The 22642-nt window shown below is 32.6% G+C and carries 23 protein-coding genes; 19 read left to right on the top strand and 4 right to left on the bottom strand.

The features are described 5' to 3' along the window. Window positions 1-21 precede the first annotated feature (21 nt). From AC6I5B_RS15055 to AC6I5B_RS15035, 5 genes are all read left to right on the top strand, one after another. Window positions 22-633: a septation protein SpoVG family protein gene (locus tag AC6I5B_RS15055; protein ID WP_195956095.1), complete on the top strand. Its 612-nt coding sequence runs from the start codon at window positions 22-24 to the stop codon at window positions 631-633. 79 nt (window positions 634-712) lie between these two features. Further along, complete coding sequence (locus tag AC6I5B_RS15050; RefSeq protein WP_118340008.1) at window positions 713-952, top strand: flagellar export protein FliJ; 240 nt, start codon at window positions 713-715, stop codon at window positions 950-952. 329 nt (window positions 953-1281) lie between these two features. Continuing rightward, window positions 1282-1968: a response regulator transcription factor gene (locus tag AC6I5B_RS15045; protein ID WP_118340010.1), complete on the top strand. Its 687-nt coding sequence runs from the start codon at window positions 1282-1284 to the stop codon at window positions 1966-1968. After that, window positions 1958-3367 (top strand): HAMP domain-containing sensor histidine kinase, encoded by a 1410-nt coding sequence (locus AC6I5B_RS15040; RefSeq protein ID WP_118340012.1) that lies wholly within the window; start codon window positions 1958-1960, stop codon window positions 3365-3367. Before AC6I5B_RS15045 ends, AC6I5B_RS15040 begins: the two co-directional genes overlap by 11 nt. 117 nt (window positions 3368-3484) lie before the next feature. Continuing rightward, window positions 3485-3676: a hypothetical protein gene (locus tag AC6I5B_RS15035; RefSeq protein WP_497773435.1), complete on the top strand. Its 192-nt coding sequence runs from the start codon at window positions 3485-3487 to the stop codon at window positions 3674-3676. On the opposite strand, the gene istB is transcribed toward AC6I5B_RS15035, so the two are convergent. Further along, window positions 3665-4441, bottom strand: a complete 777-nt coding sequence (gene istB / locus AC6I5B_RS15030; RefSeq protein ID WP_019161580.1) for an IS21-like element helper ATPase IstB — start codon at window positions 4439-4441, stop codon at window positions 3665-3667. The genes AC6I5B_RS15035 and istB overlap by 12 nt on opposite strands. Window positions 4442-4447: 6 nt before the next feature. Further along, on the bottom strand, window positions 4448-5986 hold the full coding sequence (gene istA / locus AC6I5B_RS15025) for an IS21 family transposase (RefSeq protein ID WP_055200997.1): 1539 nt from the start codon (window positions 5984-5986) through the stop codon (window positions 4448-4450). 163 nt (window positions 5987-6149) lie between these two features. Between istA and AC6I5B_RS15020 the strand changes: the two genes are divergently transcribed. The 14 genes from AC6I5B_RS15020 (at window position 6150) to AC6I5B_RS14955 (ending at window position 20499) form a co-directional block, all read left to right on the top strand. Beyond that, window positions 6150-6935: an ABC transporter ATP-binding protein gene (locus AC6I5B_RS15020; protein WP_497773434.1), complete on the top strand. Its 786-nt coding sequence runs from the start codon at window positions 6150-6152 to the stop codon at window positions 6933-6935. After that, window positions 6932-7705 carry a hypothetical protein gene (locus AC6I5B_RS15015; RefSeq protein WP_118340016.1) on the top strand — a complete coding sequence of 258 codons (774 nt, stop codon included), beginning with the start codon at window positions 6932-6934 and terminating at the stop codon, window positions 7703-7705. Before AC6I5B_RS15020 ends, AC6I5B_RS15015 begins: the two co-directional genes overlap by 4 nt. 13 nt (window positions 7706-7718) lie before the next feature. After that, on the top strand, window positions 7719-8939 hold the full coding sequence (locus AC6I5B_RS15010; RefSeq protein WP_118340018.1) for a radical SAM/SPASM domain-containing protein: 1221 nt from the start codon (window positions 7719-7721) through the stop codon (window positions 8937-8939). A gap of 203 nt (window positions 8940-9142) precedes the next feature. After that, complete coding sequence (locus tag AC6I5B_RS15005) at window positions 9143-9736, top strand: CPBP family intramembrane glutamic endopeptidase (RefSeq protein WP_118340020.1); 594 nt, start codon at window positions 9143-9145, stop codon at window positions 9734-9736. 15 nt (window positions 9737-9751) lie between these two features. Further along, window positions 9752-10201, top strand: coding sequence for a hypothetical protein (locus AC6I5B_RS15000; RefSeq protein ID WP_118340022.1), 450 nt, complete (start codon window positions 9752-9754; stop codon window positions 10199-10201). Continuing rightward, window positions 10179-11927, top strand: coding sequence for an ABC transporter ATP-binding protein (locus tag AC6I5B_RS14995; protein WP_118340024.1), 1749 nt, complete (start codon window positions 10179-10181; stop codon window positions 11925-11927). The genes AC6I5B_RS15000 and AC6I5B_RS14995 overlap by 23 nt, the downstream gene beginning before the upstream one ends. Window positions 11928-12286: 359 nt before the next feature. Then, window positions 12287-12943: a hypothetical protein gene (locus AC6I5B_RS14990; protein ID WP_118340028.1), complete on the top strand. Its 657-nt coding sequence runs from the start codon at window positions 12287-12289 to the stop codon at window positions 12941-12943. Window positions 12944-13014: 71 nt separating this feature from the next. Next, a complete protein-coding gene (locus AC6I5B_RS14985; protein ID WP_118340030.1) occupies window positions 13015-13224 on the top strand; it encodes a hypothetical protein in 210 nt (69 codons plus the stop codon). A gap of 161 nt (window positions 13225-13385) precedes the next feature. Then, complete coding sequence (locus AC6I5B_RS14980; RefSeq protein WP_117689876.1) at window positions 13386-13715, top strand: winged helix-turn-helix domain-containing protein; 330 nt, start codon at window positions 13386-13388, stop codon at window positions 13713-13715. Between the two features lie 59 nt (window positions 13716-13774). Continuing rightward, window positions 13775-14272, top strand: coding sequence for a hypothetical protein (locus tag AC6I5B_RS14975; protein WP_118340032.1), 498 nt, complete (start codon window positions 13775-13777; stop codon window positions 14270-14272). Window positions 14273-14365: 93 nt separating this feature from the next. Then, a complete protein-coding gene (locus AC6I5B_RS14970) occupies window positions 14366-14530 on the top strand; it encodes a helix-turn-helix domain-containing protein (RefSeq protein ID WP_081019425.1) in 165 nt (54 codons plus the stop codon). Between the two features lie 354 nt (window positions 14531-14884). Beyond that, a complete protein-coding gene (locus tag AC6I5B_RS14965; RefSeq protein ID WP_055056069.1) occupies window positions 14885-15088 on the top strand; it encodes a plantaricin C family lantibiotic in 204 nt (67 codons plus the stop codon). A gap of 100 nt (window positions 15089-15188) precedes the next feature. After that, on the top strand, window positions 15189-18326 hold the full coding sequence (locus AC6I5B_RS14960) for a type 2 lanthipeptide synthetase LanM family protein (RefSeq protein WP_147417366.1): 3138 nt from the start codon (window positions 15189-15191) through the stop codon (window positions 18324-18326). A 70-nt stretch (window positions 18327-18396) separates the two neighbouring features. Continuing rightward, window positions 18397-20499: a peptidase domain-containing ABC transporter gene (locus tag AC6I5B_RS14955; protein WP_055056067.1), complete on the top strand. Its 2103-nt coding sequence runs from the start codon at window positions 18397-18399 to the stop codon at window positions 20497-20499. Between the two features lie 39 nt (window positions 20500-20538). Here AC6I5B_RS14955 and AC6I5B_RS14950 read toward each other — a convergent pair whose 3' ends face one another. Next, window positions 20539-21933, bottom strand: a complete 1395-nt coding sequence (locus tag AC6I5B_RS14950; RefSeq protein WP_117689881.1) for a sensor histidine kinase — start codon at window positions 21931-21933, stop codon at window positions 20539-20541. Further along, a complete protein-coding gene (locus tag AC6I5B_RS14945; RefSeq protein ID WP_055056065.1) occupies window positions 21933-22625 on the bottom strand; it encodes a response regulator transcription factor in 693 nt (230 codons plus the stop codon). The genes AC6I5B_RS14950 and AC6I5B_RS14945 overlap by 1 nt, the downstream gene beginning before the upstream one ends. Between the last annotated feature and the right edge of the window lie 17 nt (window positions 22626-22642).

Raw genomic sequence — 22642 nt, 5'->3', positions numbered from 1 at the left:
AGTAGAAAAGGAGATCACAATATGGAATATAATATCAGAGTATATAAACCGGAATTGAAACAGGAAGAAGGAAAGATCAATAATCTGAAAGGATTTGCTACCATTACCTTTGATGAGGCCTTCTGTGTGAAAAGTCTTGCAATTAAAGAGTCCTCGAAAGGAAATCTGTACCTCGATATGCCCCGTTACAGAGATTACGAAACAGGGGAGTATGTTCCTTTTTTTCGGTTTACCGATAAGGAATTTCAAAAGGAAGTGTTGGATACTGTAAGGGAAGCCTATGAGAATATGACAGAAACTAAAACAGACTGTAAGGGCAGTTGGGGAGAGGAAGAACTGTATTACAATCTGAGTGTAAATCCGGTACAGGGAAGCGATACCTTTAAGGCAGATGTTGCCATTCGTCTGCAGGACGTATTGGCAATCCAGCAGCTTCATGTGATCCAGGCATGGAACGGAAAAACCTTTGTAGGTATGCCCCAGAAAAATTCTGCAAAAGGAGAACGGGAGGACATTGCCCATGCAGTTAATGCAGAATTTAAGGCAGATCTGGAAAGTGCAATCATGGACGAATACAATAAAAAGATGGAATATGCCAAAAGCCAGAAACAGCAGCGAAGAAACGGGAGGTAAGAAAAGTCCAGAAAAATATATGGTGTTTTCCGATAAAGAGTGATACAATAAAGAAAATATCGTATTAGGAGGAGCAGATATGCCAAGACGCAAAAAAATGGAGAATATATCTCTGGAGGAGCAGCTAGTAACTGTAGAACAGGAGATTAAAACAACAGAGGCAGAATTAAAAGAACTGCGTCTGAAAGCAAAGGACCTCAGGAAGAAAATCGAAGATAAACAGAAAGATGAGATATTTAGCGCATTGATTGCTTCCGGAAAAACTGTGGAAGAGGTAATGAAGTATTTAAAATCTGGTAATGAAGAAAAGGCTGAATAAGATAAGAGAAAATGCCGTTACGGGTGATGATAAAAACCTGTAGCGGCATTTTTTATGTAAAAGCTTTGAAATTTCAAATATTAGTTTACTACGAAAAATGTGATTTACTATATTTTGTTTGATAAGTGATATTTGTGGGAGAAAATTATCATGAAGTGCTAAAATGGTAATTGGCTAATGAATATATAAAATTGTTTGTAAGAATTGAAGTTGGCGTAAATATGGAATATAATAGTTATATCAAACAAATTCAATATTATAGAAATATGAAAAGAAGAAAAGTTCATTTCAAGTACAAAAACTGTTATGCGACAAAATGGAGGTGAAATATGTTTACTATTTTAATTGTAGAAGATTCTAAAGAAATTTTAGATTTGATGGTTTTACATTTAGAAGATAAATATAATTTAATTAAAGCAGAAGATGGCATTAATGCAATAAAAATTGCTAAAAAAGAAAAAATTGATTTGCTTATTTTAGATATTATGTTGCCATTAGTAAATGGTTATGAGTGTATGAAAGCAATAAGAGAAAAAAAGAATATTCCTATTATTATTGTATCAGCTAAAAGTACAGATGAAGATAAGATTATTGGATTGCAAAAAGGTGCTGATGATTATTTAGCAAAACCATTTAATCCATTAGAGTTGGTAGCAAGGGTCGATGCTCAACTTAGAAGATTTTATGAATTTGGTAGTGCAGAGGAAATTCAAGAAGAAGTTATCTGTTTTCAGAATCTAAAATTGGACTGTAAAGAATGTTGCTTATATAAAGATGAAGAAAAAATATGTTTGACAAATAAGGAATATAAACTTTTGAAATTACTGATGAATAATCCAAAACGGGTTTTTACTAAAAAGGCTATTTTTGAAGCTGTATGGGAAGACGAGTATTTATATGATAGTAATACAATAATGGTTTATATTAGTAAATTAAGGGACTATATAGAAGAAGATTCTAAAAATCCTCAGTTTATTATTACAGTAAGGGGGTTAGGATATAAATTTGGAAAATAGAAAGAAGAAACTAGAAGTAACGCTTATAAAAAACTTTTGTTTTTTTTCAATAGTGATTGTTATTATATTTGCAATCGTGGCGAGTGTAATAAGTGTATTTAATAACTCAAAAATTGTTAATACATTAGAGGAAAAGTATATTGTCAGTTGTGAGGGAAAAAGCCGATATGAAGATATAGATATTTCAGAGTTAAAAAGAAATGGTGCATGGTTTGAAATATTGAATACAGATTACGAAAGACAATATCCGAGAGCAGAATATAAAAAATACACTAGCATAGAAATTATAGATATTGTAAATGGTAATTATGAAATTGATGGAAAAAAATATAGAGGGATTGTTAAAAAGTTTTATGATGAACAGAACAGACAGCGAATACAGGTAACTTTTTTTCCGATAGATTTCTTGCGAGTAACGCCAACCATAAACATTCCTTTAGAGGCAGAATCAATTCACTTTTTAGGGATTTATATAGTAGGTATTATTTTATTTGGAATTGGGTATTGTTTAACCGTTTTTTGTGTGTCTAAGAAAATAAAGGTAGAATTGACCAAGCCAATCAATTTATTAAAAGAAGCAATGAAAGAATTAGGAAGTGGGAATTATAAAAAAAGACTATCTTTTAAAGCAGAGTATGAATTTGTGGAGATGGCAAATTCTTTTAATTGTATGGCGCAAGAAATGGAAGATGCTGTAAAACAAAAAGAAGAAGAAGAACGGTTGAGGAGACAATTGATCTCGGATATTGGTCATGATATAAGAACACCTTTAACAGTTGTTCAAGGATATTTACTAACTGTTATAAATGATTTAGAAAATAGCAAAAGTAAGAACATAGAATATTTGAAGCGTTGTTTTGAAAGCAGTGTTGAAATGGAGCAGTTACTTCAGCAATTAAGCGATTATAATAGGATGTTTCGAGTCGATTACAAATTAAACAAAGAATTAGTGGATTTTACTGAGTTTGTGAAAAATATTTTGGCAGATCAATACCATTATATTGAGGTAAATAAAAACATTTTGAGAGTGGAGGTTGATGAGGAGGAAAGAAATATCTTCATTGATAAAAGAGAAATGCGTCGAGCAATTATAAATTTACTGAATAATGCAGTACAACATAATGATGAAGATACGACTATTGAAATTAGACTGACAGAATATGATAGAAAAATATATCTTGTTATAGCGGATGATGGGAAAAAAATTCCAAAAGATATTAGTTCGTGTATGTATGAACCATTTGTTAAAGGAGATCAATCGAGAAATGATAGTAGTAATAGTGGATTAGGACTTGCAATTGTAAAAAAAGTTCTGGATGCACATGAAGCAGCTATTTATTTTGAGCAGCCATATAAGAAATATACAAAGGCATTTATAATTGTGATGCCAGTAAAATAACATAAAAAGCAGGGCATTGTGCCCTGCTTTTTATGTTATTTTAAGGTTCAGATAAGATGAATTTTAAAAAAGCATGATATAGTAATACCATCAAAACAAAGAAAGACGGTGGTCATAATGAATGAGGCACTTTCGATTGATAATTTGACAAAAAAATATAAAAACAAAATAGCATTGGATGATTTTTCCATGAAAATAATGCCAGGAGAGATAGTTGAATATTCTTGTGCGGTAACACCGCAAGTCCGGCAGACGGGAAACCGTCTGTCCGGGCTAGCGGGAACCGCTTATGCGAGTTTACTCACGTAATGTTTTGTCCAAGCCATAAACCTCTCGCATCGAGATATCATGTTCGGCATCAATGCTTGTAATGTTGATACGATAACTGTCATGAGCAATGCGGTCAATGATTGCATCTGCCAGAGGACTATCATCACCACCCAGTTGGTCGTACCATTCCTCGAACTCATACTGGGAGCAAAAAATCGTTGAAGATTTCTTGCGTCTCCGATGGAGTAGTTCGAAGATATCTCTTTGTTCAGATTCCGTTGGTTTCAATAGAAGCCATTCGTCCAAAATCAGGACAACGGGATTGGCATACTTAGCCATCACCTTTTTGTAGTTGCCATCTGTCCGTGCCACCTCCAGATCAATAAGCAGATCAGGCAGACGGATATATTTGGTATTGTAATACTGCTTACAGGCTTCCATGCCAAAGGCACAGGCCATGTAAGTTTTACCGCAGCCTGTAGCACCGGTAATAAAAAGATTCCGATGTTCAGATATATATTCGCAGGTAGCAAGTCTGCGAATCAGTTCCTTGTTTAGCTTGCGTCCGGAAGTATAGTTGATATCCATGATATTCGCTTCCGGCTGATCGAAACCGGCATTCTTGATCAGTCTTTTGAGACGGTTGTTTTTGCGACTGCTGTATTCGATATCCACCAGCATACCGAATTGATCCTCAAAGGGAACCTCCTTGAATTTTGGGTCATTGAGTTGATTGCGGAATGCATCTGCCATTGTGGTAAGGCGCATTTCTATTAACTTATCCATTGTACTCTGATTGGTCATATGTGTTTACCTCCGATAGTAATCGGCACCTCGTGTGATGCCATGTGCTTTATGTGTGGTCTTGGTATCGATTGCTTCCGATGCCAGTTTTTCTGAACCGGTTACAAGTAGGTTTTTAATACTCTTGTAACTGGGTGATGCTGTATAGGATAATGCCTTTTTACAGGCAGCTTCCAGTAACGCATCTGAGTACTTCTCAGCAAGCTTAAGAAGCCCCATACAGCTTCGGTAGGTTTGTTGTTCCACACTTTTGGAGGTCAATATTGCATTGACTGCAGTGTACGTATTTATGCCAATCCGCTCAGCCCATTTACGGAAGCGGTCACCGTTCCATTCCAGATACTTCTGGTGGTCTGCCGGCATATGTTCAGTAATGGTGCTGTACTGCCCAGGGCGTCCTTTTAGACGACGATGGGAAGCAATGCGGTTATGGTTGTAGAAAATTTCAATCGTGGTGTCTGTTACCCTTATATCAACTTTCTTTTTAATGTATTCGTACGGAACGGAGTATAGCATTCCGTCCACAGATATGTGATAATTGAACTGGACAGTGGCTGCTTTCCAGTCACTCAGTTCAAAACGGGTAGCAGGTAATGGTGACAGCAATGGTTTTTCTTCCCCAAGAAATAAGCTTCGCCGACTACCCTCTTTCTTCTGAAAGAGCCTTTGGTTGAACAGTTCCAGCTTATCTCTGATTGCCAGATTCAATTCGGCAAGGGAGAAGAACTGTTCATTCCGAAGAGCTGCTGTGATCCAAGTAGAAATATTTCCTACTGTCCCCTCAGCATTCGGCTTATCTTTTGGAGCCCTGACACGCGCCGGGATAATAGCGGTGCCGTAGTATTCGGCCATTTCCTGATAAGTTTCATTGACCTGCTGGTCTTTAAAGCCACCATTGTGGACAACCGCTGTTTTACAGTTATCCGGTATGAGAATTCTGGCAACACCACCAAAATATTCATACATATGAACATGGGCATTAATCCATGATTTCTGCTTCATATCCAGAAATGCTTCCACATATGCGTACTGACTATAAGTCATCACGCCGACAAATATATAGGCTTTGGTGATCTCACCGGTATCCGGATCAATGATTGTTGCAGGATCTCCTGCCCAATCGACCTCAACCTGCTCACCAGGTTTCCGGTTGATATGCATGGTAGCACGTCGTTTCTGCTCATCCTGCTGGATGTGATAGCAGAACTGGGAATACATAAGTGGTTCTTCGCCATTTGCATGACAATCCTCCATGTATTCTGTCCACAAGAGTTTCTTACTGACTCCGTTACGGAGTAATTCTTTGTGGACATAATCGTAGTCAGGCATCCGTTTATTGGATCTGACTTGCTTTGTAGAAGGAAAAAACATTTCTGCAAGAACAGCATCGGTATCGCTTTTATCAAGCGGCCAGGAAATATTTAATTCCTTTGCACGCTTCAAAACGCGATTAACCGTTTTCTTGGAGACATTGCAGCTGTCGGCAATGCTCTGCTGACTGAGTCCCAGACTTTTTAGCCTGAGAATCTCTCGATACTTGGTCATGGTCATGACCTCCTTTGAATGAATTTACACCAGCTGGTGCATGATTACATTCTAAAGGATTTATGATAAAGGTTTCCACTACCGGAAGGGTGGTTTCCTAAAAAACGGATTTGCGGTTTCCTGTCACCGGACAGCAGGGACACGGGCACCGGATTATTCAATAGTGGCACTTATAGGTGAAAATGGTGCAGGAAAGACAACATTATTAAATTCTATTTGTGGCTTCATTAGACCTACTTCTGGAAGTATATCTTTTAAAGGAATATCTAGTGAAAAGGAAAAAACATTAGATAAAATAGGAGTTTTAATCGAGCCTAGTTTTTTGGATTATTTGACAGCCGAAGAGAATTTACAGTATCTATCAATATTATCAGAAGACAAGAAAAATAGTACTTTAATAGAAAGTCTATTGCAGAAGACAGAACTTTCTGATAGCAAAAAAAAGAAAGTGAAAACATTCTCTTTTGGCATGAAACAGAGATTGGGATTGTGTCAAAGCCTGTTAACAGATGTGGAATTATTGATATTTGATGAACCATTTGTAGGATTAGATCCGGTTGGAAAGGAATTATTTAAAAAGGTAATTTTAGATAAGGCGCATCAAGAAAAAATCCCCGTTTTATTTTCGAGTCATGATTTAGATGATGTGGAAGAAGTATGTGACAGAGTTGTGATGGTTCGAAAAGGAAAAAAGGTTTTGGATCAGAAATTAGTGAGAGAAAAGACTTTTATTTTAAAAATTGATGGAAATATAAGCACAGAAGAGAAAAAAAAGTTGGAGTTACAAGATCCCACTATACTTTGTGAAAAAGATTGTATTTTTTTTAAAAATGAAAAAAATATTGTTGATATTCAAAGAATATTATTACAAGAGGGGCATTATATCGTGGGAATGTCAATTCAAAATAATAATTTGAAAAAATTATTTTTGGCGGAGGAAACGATATGATAAATAGAAAGCAGGTAGTTTACAAAACAGAATTATATAAATTGTATAAAAGAAAAGATACATGGATTTTTTTAACAGTGATTTTAGTTCCGATTTTATATAGTGTAGGAATTGCAAGTGGTTCAGAAATAGTTTCTTATAGCGGAAATGGAAATATTACAGCAATCAATTTTATATCGGCGATGTTTCAAATGGCTCAATCCATGTTTATTTTTAATATTATTTTAGTTGCCATTACAAGTAGAACATTAGGGACTGAAATTGAAGATAAAAGTTTACGGATTTATTTGAATAAAGTAGGTGATAGAAAAAAAATCTATATAGAAAAAGTAAAGGCATTAAGCGTGTATGCTGGTGTGATTAGTGTATTATTAGTAGTTGTAGGATTGTTTTGTTATTATTTTATAATGAATGATAAAACTCCAATTGTAAATGGAGCGTTGTATGATGAAAGAATTTCAATAGAAATTATACAGATTATTACCATATATCTTTTTTGGGTAATAACAATTTTTATCATTATGATGTTATCCATAAAGTATAGATTAGTAGTCTGCTTGGGGATTTATATGATAGGCTACATTGGGATGAATTTACTTTCTTATACGAAAGTGTTTAAATATTTTTCCCCATTGTATTATATCAATACTTTTACAATGATGGAAAAAGTAGTATGGACGCAGGTTTTAATAGGAGCAATTTATTTTTCTATTATAGCAGTTTTTACCACTTATTTTGGAATTAGAGAATTTAGAAACAAAGATATTTAATTTGGAGGAAGATATGGACTGGTTGGGTAATAATGTAAAGACATTCAAAGTCAAAGGAATAACTATTATAGCAAATCGAAATAATGGAATGGTAATTGGATTAGACAGGGAAGGGGAAGAAGTCGTAGATTTATTAAAGAGCAATCTTATAGAGATTTCTTCACTATCTGATAACCAGAAAGAACTTTATAAGGTCTTGGAAGAAAATGATTTTTTGAAAAGCTGTTACAAGGAAATAAAAGGTATTGACTCAGTATATTTACATGTCAATTCTGCGTGTAATTTACATTGTCTTGGATGCTATTCTTATGTAGAAAATCGGAATACAAGAAATGAATTAAGTTTTGATGAATGGAAATGTGTCATTGATGATTTATCATTACTTGGAGTGAAAAATATTGTAATTTCAGGTGGAGAACCATTTCTGAGAAAAGACTTACGAGAAATTTGTAAATATATTAAAGAAACAGTAAATGGAAGCTTAGAAGTTATATCAAATGGAACGATGAACATCTCTGATTATGAAGTGGTTTTGCCGTATATTGATGCACTTAACATATCAATTGATGGATATGATGACAAAACATCATTTATAAGAGATAAAGGTATTATGAAACGTGTGTTAGATACGGTAGAAAGACTAAAAGAAAAGATACCGATTAAATTGATTGTAACATTACATAAGAAGAATGTTCCATTCATGAAAGAATATGAAAATTTAGCAAAAAAATTGGGTGTATTTATGAGTTTCAGTATATTTACAGTGGATTTTAGCGAAAAGATTTTTGAAGATTATAAATTCAGCGAGGATGATTTTGTTATTGTCGGTGATAACATTACAGAGTCAGAAAATGGAACTACAATTTTAGATACACCTACAGATGTGGTTGGCATTACATATCGGGAAGGTTGTGGCTTTGGAAAGAAAACGATTAGTATAGCATATAACGGAGACATTTATCCGTACCATATGCTACATTGCCAAGAATGTAAAATGGGAAATATAAAACATGGCAGGTTAAAGGATATTATTGATGAGTCTGATTTTGAAGGAAATAATATATTATTAGATGATATAGAAGAGTGTGGAATTTGTGAATACAAAAATTTATGTGGTGGAGCATGTAGGGGACGAGCATATCTATTTACAGGCGATATGAAAAAAAGAGATCCTTATTGCTTAGCAGCAAAACGATTTTATGATAATCTTTTTGCACAATATACAAGTATATAGTTTTTATAATTATATAAATTTCTGAGAAAGGAGGACGTAAGTATGATCTTTAAGAGTGGGAAAGCAAATGCAGGTTGCTGGTCTTTTGGTCCTGTATTAGGATTATGTGCAGGATACGGAAATAAAAAGGGCTGGTAAGAATTATGACAGCAAGAGGAGGGGGAGGTTAAACTTCCCCTTTTTCTTATTAGGAGATATAAGTTATGGATAAAAAAGAAAAATTACTTATAGAAATAGTTTGTATTATTGTTCTGAGTAACTTTTTATGTATGTTTTGCTTTTTATTCTTAAATTTGGCTTTTCAAGGAAATATGGAGGAGCTGGCAAGTATTTTGTCACTCGTTATCAGTTTTGTGATTATGCCATTTTATGTACTAAAAAAGCAACATAATATTAAAATCTCAGAAATAGGAATAGCAAAAATTGGTATAACAGATAGTATTTTTTTAATTAGCGCTGTGATTTTTAGTGTTTTCTTATTTATAACAAAAGGAAACTTGAAGATTTTTACTGAAGTTGTAAGTCAACAACTATTTGTTAGTATATCTGAAGAAATTTTAATGAGAGGAATTATTTTTTACTTATTATCACAGTTGTTTCGTAAAAAATATTATGTGGTTATTGTCAGTGCTATAATTTTTGGGTTTGCACTACATACGGGAGGAGATTTCTTAAGTAATTTAGTGTATAGATTTCCAGCAGGCATAATACTTGCTGTATTAAGGATATATACAAAAAAATTATACCCGCCTATGGTGGTACACTTTATGTATAATTTGTGGTGCATATATTTGTAAAGAGAGGTAGAAAAGATGAGGAAAAATATTATTTTATGGATTTTAGAAATTGCATTAGGAGTATTAGGGAGCATAGCAGTATTTTGGGGATATTCATCAATGAACATTTTTACACTATATGGAGTACTGTTTGTACCAGGATTACTAACAGCAGCCGTATATTTATATTTAATTAAAAGTAAGAAAGTAAGTAAATTACGTGGGAATAGTTTATACATTTCAAGTATGATATTTTCGCTTATTGCAACGCTGGTATTTGGAGTAGTTGATGTCGTTTTACGATCTAAGAATGATATGTATGAAACTATTATAGCAAATACAAGAAATGTATTAGATGGAGAATATTTGATTATAAAAGGAAATAGTAATTTAATGGACTATATCTTTATCTTTGTATTTATTTTTCTGATATTCTGGTTTATAGGAAAAGGGAATAAGATAGATGAAAAACGAATTGAATGTTAAAAAGTTTTGGGAATTGTTAAGAAAATACCTGCCACTTAAAAAAAACATAGGTATATTGCTATTTTTAATATTTAGTCAAGTTTTTTGTACATTATATATGCCTATAGCAGTAATGAATACTATAGATATTAGTAGTGGAAATTATTATGAGTGGAAAAAAATTTGTTGGATTGCTTTTATTATTTTGCTACAAGTAATATTTTCGGTAGGAGTGTTGTATTTGATGTCTTGGATGGCTCATAAAATTATTATGCAATTGCGTGATGATTTATGGAGTAAAGTTTTGCATTTACCAATTGAATATTTCGATAGAACAGAAACAGGCGAAATAATGAGCAGGATAACAAACGATACTATGGTAATTAGTGAGTTTATAACGAATGATTTTTTGAGTGCAATTACAGGTGCTATATCTATAATAGGCTCTATAATTTTAATTTTTGCAGTTGATTGGAAAATGGCAGCAATTATGGTTGGATTAGTTCCAATAACAGTTTTTGCAATTAGTCCTTTAAATAAAAAATTATATAGGATTTCAAGAGATTTTCAAAATAAGACAGGAGAATATCAGGCGAGAATGAACAATGTTTTAACTAATATTCGGTTAGTGAAAACATGTATAGCTGAAGAAAAAGAAGAAGAAAGAGGAAAATTATTAACGAAAGAGTTATTTAATATAGGTATTAAAGGTGGAAAGATAACTGCTTTAGTTCAACCTTTAACAACAATGTTGATCTTCCTTTTACTAATTCTTATATTTGGATATGGAAGTGTGAGAGTATCAAATGGGAGTTTATCGGCGGGAAGCCTTGTTGCAATTATATATTATCTTTTCCAAATTGCAACACCTTGTATGGGATTGACGGCATTTGTAGGTCAATTGAATAGAAGCTGTGGTGCGATGGAAAGAATTAGTAAAATTTTAAATGAAGAAATCGTGGAGAAAAAGATTAAAAAAGAGATTATAATTTCCGATCAAAAATGCAATTGTGGATTAGTATTAGATAATATTTCTTTTCGGTATTCAGATAGAAAGAATACTCTTTGCAGTATCAGTTTTTTCATTGAAAAAGGAGAGACTTTAGCAATTGTTGGAGAAAGCGGATCTGGAAAATCTACTATTTTTTCACTGATAGAGAGATTTTATGAACAAGACAAAGGGAATATTTATTATGAAGGAATAGATGTTAGGAATATACCTATGAATGATTGGAGAGGAAAAATAGCATACGTTCAACAGGAATCACCAATTATGTCAGGAACTATTTTAGATAATTTAACTTATGGGCTTGATAGCTATAATGAAAAAAATGTATTAAGTGCTTTAGAAAAGGCAGAGTTGAATAGATTTATTAGTTCATTGCCAAAGGGGTATAATACAGACGTTGGTGAACAAGGTGTTAAACTGTCGGGAGGACAAAAACAAAGAATTGCTATAGCACGTGCGATGATTAGAAACCCAGAAATATTGCTACTAGATGAGGCAACCGCAAATTTAGATAGTTGTACTGAAAAATCTGTTCAACGAGCATTAGAACGATTGATGTTGGGGAGAATAACTATAGTTGCAGCTCACAGATTTTCGACAATAAAATGTGCAGATAAAATTGTTGTATTACAAAAGGGAAGAATATGTGGAAGCGGAACACATGAAGAATTATTTAATAATAATGATATATATAGAAGACTGTTGTTAAATCAGATAAATGATGAGATAAAAATATAAATTGAATTTGGATGCAGTAATTATTTTAGAAAAGAAGGTGATTCCGATGTTCTAATTGATTATATAGACTAAAAGTATGAGGGAGGCGAAAGCTTTGAAAGAATATTTTAAGATTAAGGAATTGTTTATTGTAATAGGGATCGTAATGTGTATTCCATATATTCCATTAACCCAAAAGATAGAGAAAAATTTATTATTGTTAGGTTTTCCATATAAATTTTATTCTATCCATATAAATACTCAACAAATTATATCTATTCATTTTTCAATAGGCAATTTTCTTTTAAATATTATAATTATATATACGTTTTATATATTGTTTTTAAAATGCTACCGCAAAATATACAGGAGGTATAAAAATGAAGAATAAGAATATAAAAAAAGTAATTGGTATTATTATGATATTATGTACAATGTTTTTAGTGACTATTCCAGTATATGCTTCAAATGATGAAAATCAGTTTGAGCCAAACAAATATATTGAGCAAGAACTTAATACTTGGGCAGAAGCAAATGGAGTTGGGGTTGTTTTTGAAAATGTTTATATCTCACCTAGCAGGAGCGATATGAGCGTGGAAGAAATAGAAAAATCAGTAAAATCATATGTTAAAATGATGAAGAATGCTATGCAGAATATGGAGGTGAAACTTATAGAGCGCTCTAATATGGCAAGGGCAACAGGATCTTATACTGCAAGCGTAGAAAGTATGATTCCTGCAATCGGTTGGGGGTATATTAAACAAGATTTTACAGCTAATGTAAGTTCTTCTCGGATTTCAAGCGTTTCACTAGTAGGCAGTTCCTATGATACAGGTTTTACACTCGGCAGTTGGGAACCTAATTATTCTTGGACGGATATATCAAGCAATAAACAATTTGTACAAATTCACATGAAAGGTACTATTAATTATTTATGGGAAGGTTTGAATATATCAAAAGATTGTACATTTTTAGATACTTTTAAAGCCAGTGGTAGTAGCTTGGTTGAGTCTTCTTATTTGGATTGGCCAGATTAAAATTTATTTAAAAATAGTTTATAGTGATATGATATCTTTTTTGCCGTCAGCCTTTTGCAGGCTGACGGTATTTGAATGATTCAGTGCAGGAATTAGCAGAGTGTATCAAGCAACTGCTGGATATTTGTGAGAGGGCAGTAACAAGGACACTGGATATAGAAAATGATTATCGTACTATGCGGGCGGAACTGCAGAGCAATATCCGAAATCCGCTAAGCTGCATAAAAACAAGTTGCTTTCTAATTCAATTCACTTACAGAAAAGGAAAATATCCAATCTGAAAAGCTCCAGGAGTATCTTCAAATTATAGAAAGCAGCGGAGGATATAGAGAGTGCATTAAAATAACTGATAATTGAAGAAGTGCTGGACGGGGATTTTTCGTCCAGTATTTCTTTCTGGAATGAGAAAAGTTGAATTTACAAATCAAGAGGAGGCATACACATGAAGTATGTTTTTCCAGAATATAAAGAGAATGTAGTGTTGGGCAACGGGAAATTACAGTTAAATCCAATGTCCTATCAGGTTATCTACGAAGGAAAGGAGATAGACCTGACACCCAGGGAATTTGAAGTTTTATATCTACTGGCTTTAAAGCCAAACTGGGTAATGCCAAAGACAAATATTTATCATTCTGTATGGGGTATTCATTATCATGATGATCAGATACCATACAGAACAGTAGAATATGTGATATGGAAGATAAGAAAAAAGATGGGGCATGATATTATCGAAACGTTGGTCAATGTGGGGTATCGGTTGAAAAAGTTATAGTTTTTGGGAGATATAATTGAGATGAAATAGTATGTTATTATTAATGGAGGATTTATTACATGAACGGAAATAAGAAAAGTGCAAAACAGTATCACCAATCTGTAATTACTGCTTTAGAGAAAAAAGTAAATGACATGAAAGATTCCGCTTATTCAGGATTGTATAGTGAAATAGCATTTATCATTGGAATAGCAGTTATCATGATAGATACCTTTTTTCCACCAGAGGAAACGAAAGTTAATTGTGTATGGAAAATAATACTGATAGCTGTATCTATAGTCTGTATGCTTTATTTCGCCAAAAAAGTGAAAACAGTGAATGAAGTGGAAGAAGAGAAAAAGTTTTGGCCGAACTTTTTTATTCAATGGGCAACAAGTTTAGGATATATAAACATGCCTGTAGCTGCGATAGCTATTTTGGTAACCTTTGATAAGGGCAAAGCATGGACATTATTTATGATGGGAGTTGCTGTAATTCTGACAGGTTTAACTTTAATAGAAGCACTTGTAAAAACTTCTAAAATTTTAAAAAAAGAAAATGTTGGTAAGCGGAAATAAGATTGATTAAAAAAATTGAGGTAAAAGGTAGACGGTGTATTTGATATTATTTACATCTTTTTGTTGAAATTTGATAATCATTTTTGGTGATGAATATTACATCATTATTATTCCAATCTGCTGGAAAATACAGATAAAAGGATTATGGATATTTATCTTGAATTCGGATTTGAAAGCCAAAGGACGTTTAACCAGGCGTTTCAGCAGAAGTATGGGAGGACACCTAGCAAATATCGAAAAATATGGTGGGATAATTGAATATTATGAGAGTTGCAGAGAATATATAGGGAAATATTATTTGCGGTTTGAAAGAATTTGGAGCGGATATGCGATTTAGCGCATATCCGCTTTTGACATTGTAGAAAAGATTTTTGTTTTGAACGGTTACGTTGGTAGACAGTAATATTTTTATATGGAAGATGTGAAAAAATAAAACTATTAATATTCTAACAAAAATTACATAGACAGTCGATTTTATTACATGAATAAAATTTCAAGAAATAAAAGGTGTATTATCTAAAATGTAAGGAACAGAAGAAAATAATTCAACCATTTCAATTTAGAATTAGTATCTGTACTGTACAAAATTGATTTATGAAAGGAGAAATAATTATGAGTGAAATGAGAAATCCTATTACAAGAGAAGAAAACTTTAGCAATCCGGCTGGTAACGTTATGATGGAGCTGCAGGAAGCAGATTTAAACAAATTTGTAGCAGGAGCTGGTGAAACCAGAAATTCCGGCGGAGTTTTATGTACAAGTACAGCAGAATGCTATTTTGGTACTTTGCTGAAACCTTGCTGCCCTAAGAAATAAACACAGGTGTTGATAAAGAGGGTAAGCGTTAATTGAAGTTTGTGCAGTACAGATACGAATTGTGAGTTGAAATGGAAAGCAGAATGGGGTGTTTAAGAACATGAATACTGAGAGAGCATCATATTTTACAGAAAGAAGTTATACAACATCAGAAGCAGAAAATAAAAAAGATATATTTGAATATTGGAAAAAGATTTTAGGAGAAGATACATTAAGAGTTGCTGAGAAATGTTATGGTATTGATTTAGTAAAAGTTTTAAATTCTGAAAATTATGTATGTGAAAACAATCACGTGATGTCAGAAATGGAAAAGGTAAAAATAGAATTATTTGAAAAACCAATCAATTATAACTATTCCGGATTCAAAGGAGAAAAATTGGCATTTGATAATTTTTTTATACCTTTAATCAATTACGGAATAGACATATTAAAAAATGGAACAAGTCTTTTTTGGACGGATTCTATTATAGATACATACGCAAATACCTTATTAGAGAGATTAGGGAAGATCAGTCTTGGAATATTAATGTTTGAAATGTATCTTTGTAAGAAGACGGGAAAACTGAATGGAAGAAATTCAGAGGAAGAATACGATTATTATAATAATAATTTTTTAAGTAAGAAATCGTATAAACAGGAGCTTTTCAATATATATCCATGTTTACTACGTTCAGTTACAGAAACCGTAGAAAACTTATCTTCTTATTATGTACTTTTATTAGAAAGACTTAATAAAGATAAAAATGAAATTGCGAATAAATTTTGTGGAGGTTTAGAATTTAAAAATGTAGTTGAAATAAGTTCTAATATCTCGGATTCTCATAAAAAAGGGAATGGGGTAAGTATTCTTAAGTTGGATAATGGCACTAAAATTGTGTATAAACCACGTTCGTTAAAAATTGAAAAAGTGTATTTCGATTTTCTGGGAAAGATAAATGCTGGTTGTAAATATGAGATGTATGAACCAAAAATATTAGATTGTCAGGAGTATGGTTGGGAGGAATTTGTATATTATAAAAGTTGTAAAACAGAGGATGAAATCAGACGGTATTTTTATAGATTTGGAATATTGATTTTCGGTAGTTATATTCTTAATACAAATGATTTACATGAAGAAAATGTGATTGCCGCAGGAGAATATCCAATTATTATAGATGCAGAAACTATACTAGATAACCGTAGAAGAGGGAGAACAAATTCTGCAAAGGAGGAAATAAATTATATCCTTCATGAGTCAGTATTATACTCAGGTTTATTGCCACACTATAGGTTTTCAAATTTGGGCCAAGGCGTAGATATGAGTGCAATTAAAGGTAGTGAGGGAAAGGAATATCCTATAGTTATTCCTAAAATAGCGGATTTATGTACTTCAAATATGAGATTTGTATATGAACATCCTACAACTGGAGTAAATCAAAATCTTGTTAAATTAGATGGAGAAAATGTATCAGCATTTCATTATCTAAAAGAAATAAATGCAGGATTTGAAGATGCGTATAAATATGTTTTGGAGAATAAAGAAAAGTTTCTTGAATATGCCGACATGTTTGGTAATTTAAATATTCGCCATTTAGTTCAGGATACCCAAAGATATTCTATGTTATTACACACATCTTTTCATCCGGATTTTATGCAAGATGGAAGAGATAGACAAATGTTTTTGTGTAGTTTATTTAAACAGTATGAAGCTACACAAGGAGATAAAGGTGTTGTGAAATGTGAGATAAAAGACATGTTAAACATGGACATTCCATATTTTTATCTCAATACATCAGGTAAATCTCTTTTCGGATCAGAAGGTGAGAAAATCGAAGACTATTTTGAATATACCAGTTTGGAACACTTAAAGAAAAAGATAGTATTGTTAGATGAAGATGATTTAAAAAGGCAATTAATGTTCATGAATATTATTCTGACAGAGATAAACGAATTTCAGGTTGAGGATAAAAAGATAGAGCTTCAACAAATGAAAATGATTCCGCACAGAGAAAAAAATAAGGCTCATCTGTTAAAAGCTGTTCAGAAATTGGCTGATTCTCTTATAAAAACTGCTGTTTTTAATAAAGATAGAACAGAAGTTAATTGGATTGGTGTTACTCTAATAGGAAATGAAGATGACTGCTCATGGGATATAAGACCACTTGGTACCTATTTATATGAAGGAATGTCTGGGCTAGCAATTTTCTTTAACGCATTGTATGCTGTTGATCCCCAAAAGGAGTACCTTATTATACGCAATGCGATTGAAAAGGAATTATTTACATACACAGATGAGATGTGTGAACGAAATGAGGGAATAGAAAATGAAAGCAGTGGCGCCTTTGGTGGAGAAGCGTCTATAATGTACACTTATGAGGTACTGTATAAAATTACAAATAAAGAAAAATATTTGGATTATGCAAAAAAGCACTATAAAATATTAAAGAAAGCGATTACCAGAGATAACAGTTTTGATCTTGTCTATGGTAATGCAGGCGCAGTTATTACATTGATCAATATGTATCAGCTAACTGGAAATAAAGAGTATATCGCTTCGGCAGAAATAGCAGGAGATATAATAGTAAATGCTCAGGAAAAGGAAGGCTCTATTAAAGGCGGATGGAATGGAGATGGAAGAACTTCGCCGTTAGCGGGATTTTCACATGGAGCATCTGGAATAGTTTTAGCACTGGCAAAACTATGGCAGGTGACTCAGAAAGAGGAGTATTTATTATCACTGCTCGATGGCATTAAATTTGAAAATTCTTTATTTGTGAAAGAAAAAGGAAATTGGAAAGACGAAAGGGTATATGCAGGAGAAAAAGCATCTGATGGAGGAAGTTTTACCGTTGCTTGGTGTCATGGCGCTGCAGGCATATTGCTTAGCCGATCTAAAGTAAATGTCATATTGAATGGGCGGTATTCGGATTTGATAGAAAATGATATAAAAGTAGCAGTGAATACAATATTAAAAGAGGGAATTTTAGGAAACAATTGTCTATGTCATGGTAATTTAGGTAATACAGAAATTTTATTTGAATATTTAAAAGACCATTCAGATAAAAAGATAGAAAAATATTATGTAGATATTCGTGATATTATTGCTGAGAATGTATGTAATGGTGTATTTGATTGCGATAATGCGTATCTATATGGATATAAATTGCAAGGATTTATGACAGGACTATGTGGCATGGGATATTCTTTGCTGCGAGATATAAAAAAAGATTTACCTTGTGTAATTGCTCTGGAAGTCTAAAATGATAGTATTGGAAATAATAGAATTTATTATTTCCAATACTAATTTATTATACTAGGGAGGTGTATTTATGCACAAAAAAAGTGTGCCATTGATTCGCCAGATGGGGACAACAGACTGTGGTATAGCAGCATTGACAATGATCTTCCAATATTATAAATATAAGATAGATATTAGTGAATTAAAAGCTACAACAAGTATTGGAAGAAATGGTATGTCTTTAGCAAAAATGAAAGAAATTACGGAAGAACATAATTTTTCATTCAAGGCGTATGGAAACTACGAAACCGAAGAAAATTTGATAAAATGTTTACCGATTATCATGTGTTCAAAAGAAAATCATTATGTTGTAGTTGCGGAGAAAAAATATGGGAAATATATACTTTTAGATCCTTTAAAAGGAAAAGAAAAGGTTGATTATTCATATATTAAAAAGAATTTTTTAGATGTACTTGTATGTGTTCGACCAACAGAAAAGAATTATAAACGTGAGAAACGTGAGTCTTTTCTTATACCTATAAATAAAAGCAAATTATTTCTGGCAAGTATTCTAACGTTGGTTACACAGGGAATTATATTGATTCCACCGCTCATTATAAAAAAAATAGTCAATGAAATAACGTATGATACATTAGGCTTCAATTTTGTAAAATATGCGTTACTGATATTATCAGTGGCATTAAGTTATTTACTTGCAAATTTAGCTAAAAAAAGGGTAATACTTATTTTACAGAATAATATATACAAAGATACTATATTTTTAATGCTGAATAAAATATTTGATATTGATTTAAGTTATTTTGAAAGCCATTCATCAGGAGATATTGAAAATCGCTTTAATAGTGTCAGTGATATATACGAATTTATATCAACAGCTCTAATTTCAACAGTGATAGATGTGGTTACTGCTGTTTTTTGCGGAATAATGATGATAACACAGTCAATACCATTGTTTGCAGTTATAATAGTAATGACTGTTATACAGATAACAATAGTAATGATTTTAAATCAAAAAGCTAGAATAAAGGTTAAAAATTATATTGCAGATCAGAGTGCATTACAGGCACGAATGGTAGAAACTTTGACTAATATCCAGCAAATAAGGTGCATGAGAATAGAGAATATGCTGAGTGATAGTCTGAAACAGGATTATAAGCATTTAATTAAGAGATTACGTGAGCGTGTACAAATAAGTGATATTATGGAGTCGGTGGTGGGGGCTTTTTCAATAGCTTCTTCATTGATACTTTACGTTATAGGAGGATACTTGGTTTGTGATAATAGGTTGGAATTAGGAACGTTAATAGCCTTTGTCACACTTGCCGGATATTTTACAGGTCCATTTCAAACTCTATCTTTGGTGGTACCTCAAATTAATGTTTTAAAGGAAACAATGATTCGTTTAAAAGAGTTAATGAATTATAAATCTAACCGTAAAAATGGTACTCAGCATATTAATTCATTTGAGTCTATGGAAATGCAGCAAGTAACATTTTCTTACTATGGAAGCACGAAGCCAGATGTAGAGAATGTTAGTATGATGCTAAAAAAGGGGGAGAAGATAGCATTTGTAGGAAGTTCAGGAAGTGGAAAGACTACAATTACAAAATTATTATTGAACGTCTTTTCTCATTATCAAGGACAAATTTTAGTAAACGGGGAAGATATAAAACAAATATGCAAAGAGGATATAGATCGGATATTTGCCATAGTTACTCAGGTTCCAATGGCAATGAATGGAACAATTAGAGAAAACGTGGATATTACAAATACGTTGACAGATGAGGAAATATATCATTATTTAGATTTAGTAGAACTGAAAGATGATATAGAAAAATTCCCATTGGGACTTAATACATTTGTGGGAGAAAATGGACAGAACATTTCAGGAGGACAAAAACAGCGTATTGCTATAGCAAGAGCATTGGCACTGAAACCGGAAGTTATTATTTTTGATGAAGCCACAAGCAACTTAGATCCTCTTACAGAACGAAGAATATGTAATAATTTGAAACAACTACATATTACCCAGATTGTAGTTACACATAGACTGAATGCCATACAAGATGCTGATACAATATACGTAGTTGAAAAAGGAAAAATAATTGAATCCGGAACACATGTGGAACTACTTCAGTTAAAGGGCGCATATTATGATAGTGTAAATAATTAAGAACAGGTGAAAGTCAGATAATGGCTTTCACCTGTTCTTTTAAGAGATCTTTTCTTCATACGGATCAATATGTTCAATAGGTATCTCTAATATGACCTTTAAGCCATGAGGAAGTATATTTTCATATTTGATATTTCCGTTATGGGCGGTTAATATTTGGTAAACCAATTTTAGACCAAATCCATGAACAGACTCCCCATTTGAATTGTACATATTATTAGGAAAAATACCACTATTCATTTTTTCTATTTGTGTAGAAGTCATACCGCCACCATTATCAATGACGGAAATAATACAGGTATCATTTTCTTTTAAAATTTCAACTGTTATTTCACAACCATGAGGATTATGATTAATACAATTTTGAATTAGATTGCTTAGCATTCTTGAAAAAAGTTCCGTATCTCCTTTGATCAATACTGGAATCGTATCAGATGATGAATGAAAATCAAAAGAATATTTGTTGTCTATTGGTCCATTCATAAAGCCAATGATTACTTGGCGGGCAATTTCCACAGGAGAAAAACTGGTTTTTATTAAAGGCTGCATAGAGTATTCTAGTCTTGAAGTTAAATTTAAATCTGCGATTAGGCTACGGAGTTTTTCGCTTTGTTTACGAATTATACTTGCTTGTAGTTGTACAGGTTGCGAAGCATCTTCATTTTTTTCGATTTCAGAAGCATATCCCAAAATAATAGAAAGAGGTGTCCGGACATCATGCGAAACACCATTAATCCATTCGGCACGCGCCTGTTCTTTTTGTAGAAGATGTTTTCCAGCCTTATTTAGTTCAGCATTTATACTTGAAAGTTCACCTGTTTCTGAAAGGGTAATGGGTTTTCCCTGAGCAATAGAGTCAATACCGTCAATGATTGGCACTATAGATTTTTCTATTTTATGTGTATTACGCCAGAATAATATAAATATCAGTAATATATTAAAACAAATCATTAAAAAGATACCGACTATTAGGCTGTGAATATAATTAATATCTATTGAAAAATTGTATTTTGTTATACTATTAGGTTCGCACCCGATAACCAATAAGCCGGCAGAATGTTCTTGGATAAAAACAGGATATTCTTGTAAGTACCACCGACTAAACTTGGCTATTTGTAAATTTGAATAGGTTCTTGGCAATTCTTCGGGTAAAAATTTTTCCCAAATGACATTTCCTTGTTCGTTTAAAATCATCGCCCAGGCACTTTTATTTTTTAGAATATTTTCTATATAATCAGTAGAAGAAATTGTTCCATCTACATTGAGCGTGATATTTTTGCTAATGGTTTGGACGGGTATATCTGGATCAGTAGAATTATTCCATGCCATGAGTAAAGTCCCACATATTAAAATAATATTTAGTACAAAAAATAAAATCAATATAATAAGGGTGGAAAGAAGATATTTTTTAAAAAAACGCTTGGCAAGCTTCATTATTTTACTCCTTTCACTAGCAATTTATATCCTAGCCCCTTAACTGTTAGCAGTGAAACAGGAGAAGAAGGATTTTTTTCGATTTTTTCTCGAAGATGCCGAATGTGTGTCATGAGGGTAGTTTCATACCCTTGCCACATTTCACCACAAGCAGTTTGGCAAAGAGTTCCTATTGTTACAATGTGATTGGCATTATCTACAAGTTTTAATAATATATTGTATTCTTTAGCAGTCAAAGGAATAATTTTATTTTCACGATGTATTTCTGCCTTATCAATATCTATAAAAGAATTTTCTAATTCTATAATTCGTTTCTCTGTAGGATAACTTCTTTTTAAAATAGCTTGAACACGTAACAATAGTTCTTTAGGCAAAAATGGTTTGATTAAATAATCATCTGCTCCCAATTCAAAACCAGAAAAACGATCTTCGGCTGCATCTTTGGCGGTCAGCATAAGAACCGGAAGTTTACTGAGGGCTCTGATTTCTTGCAATACCTCAAATCCGTCCATACCAGGTAACATAACATCAAGAATAACCATGTCAGGTAGAGTTTCTCTTATTATTTGTAAAGCCATTTCTCCAGATGTTGCGGTCATTATTTTTGTATAGCCTGCTCTTTCAAATATTGTTTTAATAAGGGTGAGTAGTTCTTGTTCATCATCAACGATAAGTATAAATTTATCATACATATATTTTTATCTCCTAA

Source organism: Faecalimonas nexilis (assembly GCF_059731825.1).
This window is presented reverse-complemented; position numbering and strand designations above follow the sequence as displayed.